The following is a 12,689-nucleotide window of genomic DNA, read 5'->3' on the forward strand; positions in this document are numbered from 1 at the left end:
TTTCATGCTGTTATTTCAGCAGTTGCGCCAATGTTGCAGCTGTTCCCTGGCTTGCCAATGATTTTGACTGGATTTGGTAAGCGGCGACGAAGGCCGGGCTCTGGCGCAGGCCGAGACCGGCAAAGGCCTCGATGTCGAGCACGGCCAGGGGATCGCCGCTCTTCAGCCGCTGCCAATCGGCTTCGCCGATGCGTGGCTCGAAGATGTCGAAGGCAATGCCCCGATCGTCCACGCCGCCGAGATAGCGGGCAAAGCAGGCAAGCAGGAAGGCTTCGCGCGCAAGGTCCGAGCCGCCAGCGATCAGCTGGCCGATGGTCTTGCCGTGGAAGACCACGATCTTGGAGGCGCCATCGCCGGCCACACGGAGGAGCTGGTCCTTGATCGCGGGATTGGCGAAGCGCTCGATCACCGTGTCGGTGAAAGCCGTCGTCGAATAGCCGGCGGGCGGTTCGACGAGACGGCGGGCATCGTGCTCCCAGAACGTGTGGAGAAGGCGGGGAATGTCGGGGTGGCGCATGCCCTCGTCGACCAGGCGGGCGCCCATCAGCAGGGACGGGTAGCACATCAGCATATGGGCGGCATTGGACAGCCTGCCCTTCACCGCGACATAGGCCGGCACTTCGCTGCTGAATACCACGCCAGCCCGTTCGAGCTCGGGGCGGCCGGCGCAGAAACGGTCCTCCACCACCCAGCTCGTATAGGGTTCGCAGGTGGCGGCGACGAGATCCTCGACGCCGATGCCGGCGGTGATGCGCCGGCGCTCATCCTCCGGCACCTGCGGCGCGATGCGGTCGACCATCGAATTGGGGAAGGCGCCGTTCGCTTCGATCCAGTCGGCGAGGCCGGGATCGAGGGCACGGCCAAAACCGAGCACGGCAAGGCGCGAGGTGTCGCCGTTGCGGGGGAGGTTGTCGCAGGACATCACGGTGAAGGGCGGCAGGCCGGCCTGGCGCCGGCGCGCCAGCGCGGCCACGATATAGCCGAACACTGTCCGCGGCGGCCCGCCCTCGAGGTCGTGGCGGATGTCGGGCGCGTCGAGGCGGAAGGCGCCGCTCGTTTCGTCGATGTTGTAACCGCCCTCGGTGATGGTGAGCGAGACGATGCGGGTGGCGGGATCGGCGAGGCGGGCGAGCACGGCTTCGGGATCGGCTGGGGCATGCAGATAGTCGATCATCGCGCCGACGATCTGCGTTTCCTTCGGGGCCGGGGAGGTGAGCTGCGTCACCGTGTAGAGATTGTCCTGCAGGCGATAGGCTTCGGCCTTGGCCCGTGCGGCGGGACCGTCGGTCAGGCCCACGCCGCAGATCGCCCACTCCTCCTGCCCGGGATGATGCAGGCAGGCTTCGATGGCGATGGCCTGGTGCACGCGGTGAAAATTGCCGACCCCGAAATGCACGATCCCGACCCGCAGCCGGCTGCGATCATAGGTCGGCCGGGTCACGGTCGGGCCGAACGAGGCGAGTGTCGATGTCTTGAGCGGGAGCATGGCCTGTACTTTCAGGAGTTGAAATGGCCTCCTCGGGCAGGAGGAGGCCATCTTGGACCAGACGGCGACGTCAGTCGTCGTGCTTGGCATTCCATCCCTTGTAGTCGCCGACATTCTCGCGGGTGACCAGTGCGGAGGGAATCAGGATGACCGGTTTCTCGGGCTTCTTGCCGTTGACCAGGTCCATCGCGGTCTGCGCCGAGACCTTGGGAATGGCGTAGAAATCCTGGCTGGCGGAAGCCTTGATCATGTCCAGCGCCGGATCCTTCAAGGCGGCCTCGATATCCGGCGAGCCGTCGACCGAAGTGATGAAGAACTCGCTGCGGCCGGCCTGCTTGGCGGCGAGCGCCGTGCCGATGGCCTGCGGATCGTTGATGGTGAAGATCGCATCGATCTTGGGGAAGCGCGTCAGGTAGCCCTGGGCCACCGCCATGCCGCCGTCGCGCGATCCCTTGCCGTCCTGGTCGTCCGACAGGATCTTGATGTCGGGATATTTGGCCAGGACCTGCTTGCAGCCCACCACGCGGTCGATCACCGAGGAGACCTGCGGCCCGTTCTGGATGACGACATTGCCGGCGCCCTTGAGCTTGTCCGCGATGTACTGGCAGGAAACGCTGCCGGCCATGATGTTGTCGGTCATCACGATGGCGTCGGCGCCCTCGGCGCCGGTGTCGAAGGCGATGACGGGAATGCCAGCCGCCTGGGCCTTCTTGATCGCCGGCGTGATCGCCTTGGGATCACCGGGATTGAGCAGGATGAAATCGGCGCCGGCCGCGATGAAATTATCGATCTGGTTGACCTGTTTGCCGAGGTCGTAGTCGTAGCCGACGGTGGTCACCTGCGCCTGGGGATAGGCCTTCTTGATGATCCGGGTCGCCGTGTTGGCGATGATCACGAAGCCGGGATTGCCGAGCGATCCTACCGATATGCCGACCGTCTTGACCTCCTTGGCCAGGGCAGGGGCCGATATGCCCGTGACCAGGGCCGCGCCGGCCATGGCGATGCCGGCGAGGCATTTCAAAGCCTTCATGATTTCCTCCTCATGAATGAGATCGATCTCATTTTATTATAAAAACTTACAGATCAAATGATGCATGAGAAGGCAGGTCTGTCAACGCTGGTCCGCGATCAAGGCGCGAGATCGAAGACCGATTCCCGGTCGATCAGGATGGTCGGCATCTCGACATCCCTGCCGGATTCGCCGCCTTGGATCTGCCGGACCAGCAGATTGACGGCTGCGCGCCCCATTTCATGGATCGGACGCTGCACCACCGAGATCGCCGGCGTGAGGGCGCCCGACCAGGGCGATTCGTCGAAACTGATGAGGGCGACATCCCGCCCCACCGCGAGATTCAGGGCCCGGCAGGCAGCCAGCACCCCGATGGCGATTTCCTCGCATGTCGCCAGGATCGCGGTGGGCCGCGGATCGGCGCTGAGAATCGATGTCGCGGCGTCGATGATCATCTGGGGATTGTTCGGCGTGTAACGCAGCCAGGCCTTCGGCAGGTCGAGGCCAGCCGCTGCCAGGGCTTCGCGCGCGCCGAGGACGCGATCGCGCGCGCTCGAGACGGCGCCCCGCGGCTCGCTCTGTCGATGCGAGGTGGCAGCTGCCGTCAAGACGACGAGGCCGATGCGGGTGTGTCTGCGGGCGATGAACAATTCCACGGCTTCGCGGGCGCCGCCGCGATCATCCGTGGTCACCGCGCTGACCGGAATATCCGCGATGCGGCGGTCGAGCAGCACCATGCGTCCCTCGCCGGCGCCGGCCTTCTGCAGATGCTCGTTATGGTCGGGCGAGGACGGCACCACGATCATGCCGGCGACGCGCTTTTCCATCAGGGTCTGCACCGCCTCGACCTCGGTCTTGAGATCGTCGTCCGTGTTCACGATCAGGGTCTGGTATCCGAGGGAAGCGCAGGTATCGATGATGGCCCGGGCCGCACTGGCGAAGAAGGAATTGCTGATGTCGGCGAGCACCACACCGATGACCTGGGTGCGACCTGCCCGCATGGCCCGGGCCGCTTCGTTGAGCCGGTAGTTCAGCGTCCGGGCCGCCGCCGCGACGCGCTCGCGCGTCTCCTCGGTGACCAGGCCATAGCCGCCGAGAGCGCGGGCCGCCGTTGCGCGGGAAACCTTGGCAAGACGTGCCACGTCCAGGAGGCGGGCAGGACGGGAAGGGCCGGCTCGTGGGCTTTCCTCGTCGGTTTTCTTGTTTTGGGTCATGCCTCTACTTGGTGCAGGAGGCTTTCTTTGGCCAAATTGAAAAGTATTCGCTGTCGCGGGAAGCCTGCCTACTCCCTTTACGGTAGAAAGGCAAACCATCCGCGTCTGCTGGTGGACGATGCTGCCCGGTCAAGCTCAGGCCGTCGGTTGTTCAGCAAAGTTTGGAAATAGTCGACCTTCTTAAAGTCATCGGATCGCCGCGATGGCAGCGGACACCTCGCCGATACTGCTGCCACCCTGAATGGGGGAGGCGGTGGTGGTGGAGCAGGACCTTGACCCTGCACGGGTCGTTTTCAATCGTTTCGGCCTGGGGCCTCGCCCCGGCGACCTGGCGAGGCTGGGCGGCGACCCGCGCGCGGCGTTGCGGGCGGAGCTTGCCAAACCCGATATTGCCCTGATCCCGGTTGCGGCGGATGCCGACCGCCTGCCGGGCAGTGCCGCGGCCATCCAGGCCGTCATGAACGAAAACCTGCAGCGCAAGATGGAGCGGATGACGGCGCCCGCCGCCGTCCAGATGGACCCGGAAGGCAAGCCCGCTATATCCGCCGCTCCCGCCCCGCAGGGGCCGATGAAGCCGGAGCCGCCCGTCGAGGCCAGGCTGCTGAAGGCGGAAGCGCAGGCGCGCTTTGCCAAGGCGATGGCGGCGGAAATCGGCTTCGTCGAGCGCCTCGTCGCCTTCTGGTCCAACCATTTCTGCGTCTCGGCCGCCAAGGACAACATCGTGCGCGCGGCGGCGGGCGCCTTCGAGCGGGAGGCGATCCGCCCCTTCGTGCTGGGCCGCTTTGCCGACATGCTGGTGGCCGTCGAGCATCATCCGGCCATGCTCTATTACCTGGATAACCAGCAATCCATCGGCCCAGGCTCGCGGGCGGGGCGCAATCATAACCGTGGCCTGAACGAGAACCTCGCCCGCGAGATCCTCGAACTGCATACGCTTGGTGTCGGCAGCGGCTATAGCCAGGCCGACGTGACCGCCTTCGCGCGCATCCTCACCGGCTGGATGGTGGCGGGGCGGGAAGGGCGGCTCGGCGAGCCCGGCAGCTTCGTCTTCAATGCCAACACGCATGAGCCCGGCGACCAGGTCTTCTTCGGCAAGACCTACCCGGCCGGCGGCATGGGCCAGGCCGAGGCCGTGCTCAACGATATTGCCCGCCATCCCGCCACCGCCCGGCATATCGCCACGAAGATCGCGCGCCATTTCATCGCGGACGATCCACCACCTCAGATGGTCGCACGCCTGGCGGAGACGTTCGCCAAGACGGATGGCGATCTTCGCGCCATCGCCGTGGCGCTGGTCAACGCGCCGGACGCCTGGTCGCAGCCGCTGGCGAAGATGCGCTCTCCCCTCGATTTCGTTCTCGCCCTGCGCCGCGGTATCGGTCCCGGTTCCGAGGCCGATCCCGGGCAGACCCTCAATTGGCTGGCGGTGCTGGGCGCGCCCCTGTGGCAGCCGCCCGGCCCGAACGGCTTTTCCGATCTCGTCGATGCACAGGCCTCCCCGGCGGGCATGGCGATGCGCCTCGATATCGCCTCGCAGGCGGCGCGCCAGGCCAGGACTCTTGCCGAGCCTGCCGATCTCCTGGAAGCGCTCATCGGTCCCTCGGTATCAGCCGAGACGCGCGATGCCGTCATCCGCGCCGAGTCGCGCCAGCAGGCGGTGGCGCTGCTCTTGATGGCTCCCGAGTTCCAGAGGAGATAGCCATGGATTCATTGTGCGAGCGTCCGCATCCCTCCCGCCGCGCTGTCCTGCTGGCCGGCGGCGCCCTGTTCGGCTGGGCCTATCTGCCGCGTTTTGCCCGAGCGGCCGGGACAAGGGATCCGCGCCTGGTCGTGCTCGTGCTGCGTGGCGCGCTGGACGGGATCTCGACCGTGGCGCCGGTCGGTGACCCCGATTATCGCGGATCGCATGGCGATATCGCCCTGGCGCTGGACGGGCCGCATCCGGCCCTGCCCCTGGATGGGTTCTTTGCTCTCCATCCGGCCATGCCGACCTTTGCCCGGCTGTTCCAGGCCCGGCAGGCTCTGGTGGTGCATGCCGCTGCCACCGGCTATCGCGAACGCTCCCATTTCGACGGGCAGGACGTGCTGGAGAGCGGCTTTCCGGGGCCGGGCCATACCGCGACGGGCTGGCTCAACCGCGCTCTCGCCGCCCTTCCTGCCGGCGACCGCGTCGCGCCGCAGGGCGGTCTCGCCGTCGGGCCCTCGACGCCCCTGGTGATGCGGGGTGCCGCGCCGGTGCTCGGCTGGGCCCCGCAAGTGCTGCCGGATGCGGGCGATGATCTCGCCGCGCGGCTTCTCGATCTCTACGACCACCGCGATCCGGTCCTCGCCTCCGCCTTGCGCAGGGGGCTGGAGGCCGAACGCATGGCGGCCGGAGACGGCATGGGCATGACCAGGCGCAAGGGAGGTCTCGACAGTGCCGCCGGCATGCGCCAGGCCGCCGAAGGAGCGGCCCGCCTGATTGCGGCCGATGACGGGCCACGCGTGGCGGCGCTGGCCTTCGACGGCTGGGACACCCATGTCAACGAGGGCGGGGCGACCGGCCGGCTCGCGACCTTGCTTGGTGGTCTCGATGGTGCCTTTGCGGCGTTCGAGAGCGGCCTGGGGCCGCATTGGAAAGATACGATCGTGGTCGCCGTCACCGAATTCGGTCGCACTGCGCGCATCAATGGCACCGAAGGGACCGATCACGGCACCGGCACGGTCATGCTGCTGGCGGGCGGTGCGGTCAAGGGAGGGCGCGTCGTCGCCGATTGGCCGGGCTTGAAGATCGCCCAGCTTCACGAGGGCCGCGATCTCAAGCCGACCACGGATGTGCGCAGCGTGCTGAAGGGATTGTTGGCCGACCAGTTCGGCCTCTCGCCAATGGTGCTGGGATCGACTGTTTTCCCGGATTCGCTGCCGGTTCAACCGCTGGCCGGACTTGTTGCCTGAACCGCAGGGATCGCAATCAAATCAGTCAATCGGTTCGAGATTGTGGCCAAATTCGGCGTCAGCGTCACAAGAATTACTGATTTCTTAGGAAGAAATATTTGAAATAAACCATTGTTGTTCATCTGGCCTTAAGGCGTCAGCCGATATTTTACTGACAATGCTGGGGTAATCAAATCGGAGTTCCTGTTACAATGACGATGAAGATCTGCCTTTCAGCCGCGATTCTTTGCGTGACGACAGCATTGGCGGTCACGCCGGCCTCTGCCGGCGATGGCCGCACCGGTGCTTTCGTCGGCGGTGCAGCGCTTGGCGCGGTCGGCGGCGTCCTGCTCGGCCAGGCACTGGCCGACCGTCCCGCCCCGCCGCCGCGGCCTGCGCCGGTGTATGAGCCGGCCCCGGTCGCCTATGATCCCTATGTCGACCGCCTCGATCGCCTGCATGCAGGCTGCGACAGGGGCGACCGCCGGGCCTGCGTCCAGTTCGGCGAAATGATCGGCGCCCATCGCGAGCGCGTGGCGGAATGGCGCCGTACCCATCCGGACTTCTTCGAGTGGGAATGAAGCATTTTGCGTCGGGGGAACGGGTGGGCGCTTTGGAAACGCCCGTTTCCCAATTATCCATGTGATACGAGCCGAAGAAGGTTCAGCCGGTCGGCCTCATCGTGATCATGCAGGCAATGCCGGCGCTCACCGTGAGGCGCTGGTTGAGGCAGCGGATGGTGGCGAAGCCCTCGGTAACGACCCGGGCCTTGCCGATGTCGCCATCGGCATCGCCGCGCATCACGCCGAGATCGAGTGTGTCCTGCTCGATGTCGTAGTCGCTCTTTTCCGGCCCGATCGCATGCAACAGGCTTTCGAGGTGGGCGGTGAAGTTGATCAGGTCCGCCGGGCTGGCCCGGTCACCCACCAGGCCGATCGAATCGACTACATCGCCGGCGAGGACGATGGTCATCGAGGTGGGCGAACGGGATGTGCCGATCGAGCCGGTGACATCACCTCTCGGCGTGATCGTCGTCAGATATTCGGCGTCGCCGAAGGTGCAGGCATAGGACTCGTCGTCCTTCCCGCGACAGGCACGGATCGGATCCAGCCCGTCCCGGACGAGGCGCACATCGAACAGGTCGATCAGGCGCCGCTCCGTCAGCGGTGCGGATTGGGCCTGGGCTGCGCCGAACAGGGCGCTCGCAAAGAGGATAGATGGCAGCAGGCGCATGGCCGTAGCGAACTCCGGCCCCCCGAGGGGATTAAGCACCCGCCACCTTAAACATTGATGAAAGCGGCCGGACGATGCCGCTCGTCAAAGCACCCTGCCGCCTCAGGCCGCGCGGACTTCCTGTACTTCCGGCACGAAATGACGCAGCAGGTTCTGGATGCCGTTGCGCAGCGTGGCCGTGGAAGAGGGGCAGCCCGAGCAGGCGCCCTTCATGGCGAGATAGACTACGCCTTCGCGATAGCCGCGGAAGGTGATGTCGCCGCCATCGGCCGCCACGGCCGGGCGCACGCGGGTCTCGAGCAGGTCCTTGATGGTCTCGACCGTGTCCTCGTCGGCCTCGTCGAAGAACTCCTCGCCTTCCTCCAGCGGCGCGACATCCTTGTTGAGGATGGGCACGCCGGAAAGGTAGTGCTCCATGATCGCGCCGAGCACGGCAGGCTTGAGGTGTTGCCATTCCACGCCCGAGCGGGTGATGGTGATGAAGTCCGAGCCGAAGAACACGCCGGCGACGCCCTCGATGGAAAAGAGCTTCTGCGCCAGCGGCGATTGCGCGCCCTCGGCGGCATTCGTCATGTGCAGCGTGATGCCTTCGGGCAGCACTTCGCGGCCGGGCAGGAATTTGAGGGTCGAGGGATTCGGCGTCGCCTCGGTCTGAATGAACATCTGTCTCTCCGCTCCAAGGGCCGGGTCAAGGCCGGCCAGGACCTCGCAATTATAGGAGAAGCTGCGATTTGGGCGCAATGCCCTCCACCGCTTCGACCAGCTTGTCGAGATCCTGCGGGCGCGACAGGCGATGGTCGCCATCCTTGATCAGCGTCACCGTCACATCGTCCTCGGCCAAGCTCTCGACCAGCGCCATGGCATGCTGCCAGGGCACGTCCGGATCCTCCATCCCCTGCAATATATGGACGGGGCAGCCGGTTTTCACCATGTCGCCGAGAAGAAGATGGTTGCGGCCTTCCTCGATCAGCGCCCGGGTGATCGGATAGGGCTCGGGCGAATAGTCGGATGGGCGCAGCCAGGCGCCCTTGTCGATGATCTCGCGTTTCACCGCATCGGGAAACTGGTCCCACATCAGCCTTTCGGTGAAATCGGCAGCGGGGGCAATCAGCACCATTCCGGCCGGTGCCAGCGGCGTGCCGGCCAGGGCCCGCGCGGCGAGAAGGGCGATCCAGCCTCCCATTGAGGAGCCGACCAGGATCGGCGGCGTCTTCACGCCTTCGCGGATCACGGCCAGGGCGTCCTCGAGCCAGGAGCCGATGGTACCCTCCTCGAAGCGGCCGCCTGATTCGCCATGGCCGGAATAATCGAATCGCGTCACCGCCCGGTGATGGCGCGCGCCCCACTCGGCCAGAAAACTGGCCTTGGTCGCCTGCATGTCGGAGCGGAAGCCGCCGAGCCATACCACATCCGGGCCGCGTCCGGGCTGGTGACGCCAGGCAATCGCACGGCTGGACGGGCCTTCGCCGACGCTGATCATGGCGGGGTTGCTGGTCATCCGGTCACTTCCTCTTGCTGGTGCGGCGGCGCGTTCTGGTGGGACGCCCGAAAAAATATGCGGGGCCGGCCCGAAAATCCTGCGCTGCATCACCTTTCATTTAGAACATGGGGCGCTCTATAGAGGGTGTCATGGACGAAGGTCCATTGGCCACCCTCATCATCACGCCGAACCAAGCCGGAAAAATCTGCACCCATGTCCGATTTCTCGTCCAAAGCTCGCCCGGTCGGCCGACGGCCGAAGGAGGAACGCTTTGCCGGTATCACCGTGCTGCAGATCATTCCGGCCCTGGATGCCGGCGGTGCCGAGCGCACCACCATCGACATCGCGGATGCGCTGACGCGGGCGGGTGCCCGGGCCCTGGTCGCCACCGAAGGCGGCCGGCTGGTCGGCGAACTGCAGGCCCGTGGCGGCCTTTGGATCCCGTTCAATGCCTCGACCAAGAATCCGCTGCGCATCTGGGGCAATGCCCGGCGGCTGGAACGCCTGGTGCGCGAGGAGAAGGTCGATCTCATCCATGCCCGCTCGCGCGCGCCGGCCTGGTCGGCCCGCCTCGCCACCAAGAAGCTCAACCTGCCCTTCGTCACCACCTATCATGGCGCCTATTCGGCGAGTTCCGAATGGAAGAAGCGCTATAACGGCGTGATGGCGCAGGCCGATGTCGTCATCGCCAATTCGAACTTCACCGCCGCCACCATCAAGGAAAACTGGCCGGAGGCGGCGGAGCGCCTGCGCGTCATCCATCGCGGTACCGACCTGACGGCCTTCACGCCTTCCGCCGTGTCTTTCGAGCGCGTGGAGACGCTGCGCCGGGCCTGGAACGTGGCGCCGCATCAGCGCATCGTGCTGCTGCCCGGCCGTCTCACCGGCTGGAAAGGCCAGCGCGTGCTGATCGACGCCGCCGCCATCCTCAAGCAGAAGGGTATCGAAGACACCGTCTTCGTCCTGGCGGGCGATGCCCAGGGCCGGGACGGCTATGTCGCCGAGCTCGAGACGCGCATCGCCGAGCGCGGCCTCAAGGGGCTGGTGCTGCGCGTCGGCCATTGCTCGGACATGCCGGCCGCCTATCTCTCCGCGGCAGCGGTCGCCATTCCGTCCACCAGCCCGGAGGCGTTCGGACGCACGGCGGTGGAAGCGCAGGCGATGGGCTGCCCAGTGGTGGTGGCCGACCATGGCGCCACCTCCGAAACCGTGCTGGCTCCGCCGGAGATCGTCGGCAATCTGCGTACGGGCTGGCGCACGCCGGTGGGCGATGCCGAAGCCCTGGCTGAGGCCCTGCACGAGGCGCTGACCCTGGGCGCCTCGGCCCGCGATGGCCTCGCGGCGCGTGCCCGCGCGCATGTCGAGGCACATTTCTCGCTGGACGTGATGTGCAATGCCACGCTCGATGTCTATGCCGACCTTCTGATGAAGAGCCGCAAGCTCAAAGACGAGTGAGCGAAAAGCCGCGAATTGTTCGCCGCATGGCGAGCCCGTGACAGTCTATCGGGCTGATTTGTGATCTAAATTTCGCGCAGCGGGCATGAAAGCGTTGACTTCCGGGCGCTTCGGCAACATCTTCCCGCATCCGGGCGCGGGCTTCGACGCGAAGCCGTCGGCTCGCCCAAATCAATTCATGGTAGAGGAGTTTACCGCCATTCGTCGCCCTATGAGGACAAACGCACCCGTCGTCAAGGACGGCCCGCGCATCAATGAGGAGATTCGGAACCGCGAAGTCATGCTGATCGATCAGGACGGGCAGAATCGCGGTGTCACCGACACCAGGGCGGCGATCGCCATGGCCTTTGAAGCCGGACTGGACCTGGTCGAAGTGGCAGCCAATGCCGAGCCGCCGGTCTGCAAGATCATGGACTACGGCAAGTTCAAGTTCAACGAGCAGAAGAAGGCCGCCGAGGCCCGCAAGAATCAGAAGACGGTCGAGATCAAGGAGATCAAGCTCCGCCCGGCCATCGACGATCACGACTATGACGTCAAGATGAAGGCCATGAAGCGCTTCTTCGAGGAAGGCGACAAGGTCAAGGTCACCTTGCGCTTCCGTGGCCGTGAAATGGCGCATCAGGAGATCGGCTATCGCCTGCTCAACCGTGTCAAGGACGACACCGGCCTGATCGCCAAGGTGGAATCCGATGCCTCGCTCGAAGGCCGCCAGATGGTGATGGTGCTGGCACCGCGCTGATCGAGCCGGATGGATGGAGTGTCGACCACTGGTCGACATCCTTCTTGTCGGCAAAGGCGGTGGCGCCAAGATTGTCGATCTCTCGGCTCCATCGATTGATGGAGCGTGGTCGACGTTCTAGATCTAATGCGGTTCCGGGCCGCCATCGTCGCGCCATGTTCAGGGCACAGGAACAGACAGTTCATCTGTTTCATGCCGTCCCATGGTCCGTTCCCTGACATTACGGCGTTTCGCCTTTCTGACCCTTGTCGTCGCAGGTGGCGTCTTCGTCGACGCCAAGGTGTTGCCGCGCTGGTTTCCGCAGGCCTTTGGCGGGGTCTGGGGTGGATTGGCCGCCCCCGACAATGCCAATGTGCCCGCTTCCTTGCGCGACCTTCCGGTCGTCCTGGTCAAGGGCAGGCGCGATGATGGCCCCGTTGCTATCCTGCTATCGGGCAATGGCGGCTGGTGGGGCATCGATGACGGTATCGCCGAGGGGCTTGCCCGCGCCGGCGTGACCACGGTCGGCCTGAACAGCCTGGCCTATTTCATCCATCGCCGCTCCCCCGACGAGGTCGCGGCCGCGATCGACAGGATGGCCGCCTCGATCGGCCCCGACAGGCCGGTCATCCTGGTCGGCTATTCCTTCGGCGCCGATATCGCTGCCACGATTTATACCCGCCTCTCCGACGACCTGCGCGCGCGCATTCGCCAGGTCTCGCTACTCGGCCTCTCGCGGGAAGCCGACTACGCCGTCGGTTTCATGAAGGTCGCCGGCGGGCGCAGGGCGACCATCCCGGCCGTCGACGCCATTGACGGCCCCCATATCCAGTGCTTCCACGGCGCCGATGAAGGCGCGCGGTCGGGCTGCAACGATGTCGATGCCGCAAAGGTGCAGGTGGTCGAAGTCCCCGGCGGGCACCATTTCGACGGTGACTACGACAGGATTGCCAGCCTCATCCTTGAAGGCATGCCGGCGTCGCCGAGCAGCGATCCGATCCGTTATGCGGGGATGGATCGATTCGCCTGGCTGGCCCATCCCGTCGGGATGGAGACGCAGGCGAGCAAACGCTGAAACGATTGAATCGCCGGGTTCCGCTATTTATGTGTGTGCGGCAGGTCCTGGAGCAGAGCACATTCCGGTGGAAGGTTCTTTCGCCCAGTTCCTGGAGTGTTTTGCG

The 12,689-nt window shown here is 65.4% G+C and carries 12 protein-coding genes; 6 read left to right on the forward strand and 6 right to left on the reverse strand.

The features are described from left to right. Positions 1-10 precede the first annotated feature (10 nt). From ACIGJE_RS04755 to ACIGJE_RS04765, 3 genes are all read right to left on the reverse strand, one after another. Positions 11-1,486 (reverse strand): mannitol dehydrogenase family protein, encoded by a 1,476-nt coding sequence (locus ACIGJE_RS04755; protein ID WP_415084976.1) that lies wholly within the window; start codon positions 1,484-1,486, stop codon positions 11-13. Positions 1,487-1,556: 70 nt separating this feature from the next. Continuing rightward, on the reverse strand, positions 1,557-2,516 hold the full coding sequence (locus ACIGJE_RS04760) for an ABC transporter substrate-binding protein (protein WP_068292631.1): 960 nt from the start codon (positions 2,514-2,516) through the stop codon (positions 1,557-1,559). A gap of 98 nt (positions 2,517-2,614) precedes the next feature. Continuing rightward, a complete protein-coding gene (locus ACIGJE_RS04765) occupies positions 2,615-3,709 on the reverse strand; it encodes a LacI family DNA-binding transcriptional regulator (RefSeq protein ID WP_311939835.1) in 1,095 nt (364 codons plus the stop codon). 241 nt (positions 3,710-3,950) lie between these two features. On the opposite strand from ACIGJE_RS04765, the gene ACIGJE_RS04770 reads away from it, so the two are divergent. The 3 genes from ACIGJE_RS04770 (at position 3,951) to ACIGJE_RS04780 (ending at position 7,203) form a co-directional block, all read left to right on the forward strand. Beyond that, the gene (locus ACIGJE_RS04770) at positions 3,951-5,408 is read left to right on the forward strand and encodes a DUF1800 domain-containing protein (protein WP_415084979.1); all 1,458 of its coding nucleotides are present in this window, start codon (positions 3,951-3,953) and stop codon (positions 5,406-5,408) included. Positions 5,409-5,410: 2 nt separating this feature from the next. Beyond that, the gene (locus ACIGJE_RS04775; protein ID WP_415084981.1) at positions 5,411-6,643 is read left to right on the forward strand and encodes a DUF1501 domain-containing protein; all 1,233 of its coding nucleotides are present in this window, start codon (positions 5,411-5,413) and stop codon (positions 6,641-6,643) included. Between the two features lie 191 nt (positions 6,644-6,834). After that, on the forward strand, positions 6,835-7,203 hold the full coding sequence (locus tag ACIGJE_RS04780; protein ID WP_394313432.1) for a hypothetical protein: 369 nt from the start codon (positions 6,835-6,837) through the stop codon (positions 7,201-7,203). Positions 7,204-7,285: 82 nt separating this feature from the next. On the opposite strand, the gene ACIGJE_RS04785 is transcribed toward ACIGJE_RS04780, so the two are convergent. The 3 genes from ACIGJE_RS04785 to ACIGJE_RS04795 form a co-directional block, all read right to left on the reverse strand. Continuing rightward, positions 7,286-7,855, reverse strand: coding sequence for a hypothetical protein (locus ACIGJE_RS04785; RefSeq protein WP_415084983.1), 570 nt, complete (start codon positions 7,853-7,855; stop codon positions 7,286-7,288). A gap of 102 nt (positions 7,856-7,957) precedes the next feature. Then, positions 7,958-8,518 carry a NifU family protein gene (locus ACIGJE_RS04790; RefSeq protein WP_311939824.1) on the reverse strand — a complete coding sequence of 187 codons (561 nt, stop codon included), beginning with the start codon at positions 8,516-8,518 and terminating at the stop codon, positions 7,958-7,960. Positions 8,519-8,567: 49 nt separating this feature from the next. Next, positions 8,568-9,353: an alpha/beta hydrolase gene (locus ACIGJE_RS04795; protein ID WP_415084985.1), complete on the reverse strand. Its 786-nt coding sequence runs from the start codon at positions 9,351-9,353 to the stop codon at positions 8,568-8,570. A 195-nt stretch (positions 9,354-9,548) separates the two neighbouring features. Here ACIGJE_RS04795 and ACIGJE_RS04800 point away from each other — a divergent pair, with 195 nt between their 5' ends. From ACIGJE_RS04800 to ACIGJE_RS04810, 3 genes are all read left to right on the forward strand, one after another. Next, the gene (locus ACIGJE_RS04800) at positions 9,549-10,790 is read left to right on the forward strand and encodes a glycosyltransferase family 4 protein (protein WP_367623679.1); all 1,242 of its coding nucleotides are present in this window, start codon (positions 9,549-9,551) and stop codon (positions 10,788-10,790) included. Between the two features lie 199 nt (positions 10,791-10,989). Beyond that, on the forward strand, positions 10,990-11,529 hold the full coding sequence (gene infC, locus ACIGJE_RS04805) for a translation initiation factor IF-3 (RefSeq protein ID WP_371260377.1): 540 nt from the start codon (positions 10,990-10,992) through the stop codon (positions 11,527-11,529). 202 nt (positions 11,530-11,731) lie between these two features. Continuing rightward, positions 11,732-12,583, forward strand: coding sequence for an AcvB/VirJ family lysyl-phosphatidylglycerol hydrolase (locus ACIGJE_RS04810; RefSeq protein WP_367623680.1), 852 nt, complete (start codon positions 11,732-11,734; stop codon positions 12,581-12,583). The last annotated feature ends 106 nt before the right edge of the window (positions 12,584-12,689 follow it).

It is taken from the genome of Labrys sp. E2SS-1L (genome assembly GCF_057073705.1).

Excerpts from the sequence above, each read along its gene's own strand:
- ACIGJE_RS04755 (WP_415084976.1), bottom strand. The coding sequence starts at position 1,486 with ATGCTCCCGCTCAAGACATCGACACTCGCCTCGTTCGGCCCGACCGTG.
- ACIGJE_RS04760 (WP_068292631.1), bottom strand. The coding sequence starts at position 2,516 with ATGAAGGCTTTGAAATGCCTCGCCGGCATCGCCATGGCCGGCGCGGCC.
- ACIGJE_RS04765 (WP_311939835.1), bottom strand. The coding sequence starts at position 3,709 with ATGACCCAAAACAAGAAAACCGACGAGGAAAGCCCACGAGCCGGCCCT.
- ACIGJE_RS04770 (WP_415084979.1), top strand. The coding sequence starts at position 3,951 with ATGGGGGAGGCGGTGGTGGTGGAGCAGGACCTTGACCCTGCACGGGTC.
- ACIGJE_RS04775 (WP_415084981.1), top strand. The coding sequence starts at position 5,411 with ATGGATTCATTGTGCGAGCGTCCGCATCCCTCCCGCCGCGCTGTCCTG.
- ACIGJE_RS04780 (WP_394313432.1), top strand. The coding sequence starts at position 6,835 with ATGACGATGAAGATCTGCCTTTCAGCCGCGATTCTTTGCGTGACGACA.
- ACIGJE_RS04785 (WP_415084983.1), bottom strand. The coding sequence starts at position 7,855 with ATGCGCCTGCTGCCATCTATCCTCTTTGCGAGCGCCCTGTTCGGCGCA.
- ACIGJE_RS04790 (WP_311939824.1), bottom strand. The coding sequence starts at position 8,518 with ATGTTCATTCAGACCGAGGCGACGCCGAATCCCTCGACCCTCAAATTC.
- ACIGJE_RS04795 (WP_415084985.1), bottom strand. The coding sequence starts at position 9,353 with ATGACCAGCAACCCCGCCATGATCAGCGTCGGCGAAGGCCCGTCCAGC.
- ACIGJE_RS04800 (WP_367623679.1), top strand. The coding sequence starts at position 9,549 with ATGTCCGATTTCTCGTCCAAAGCTCGCCCGGTCGGCCGACGGCCGAAG.
- ACIGJE_RS04810 (WP_367623680.1), top strand. The coding sequence starts at position 11,732 with ATGGTCCGTTCCCTGACATTACGGCGTTTCGCCTTTCTGACCCTTGTC.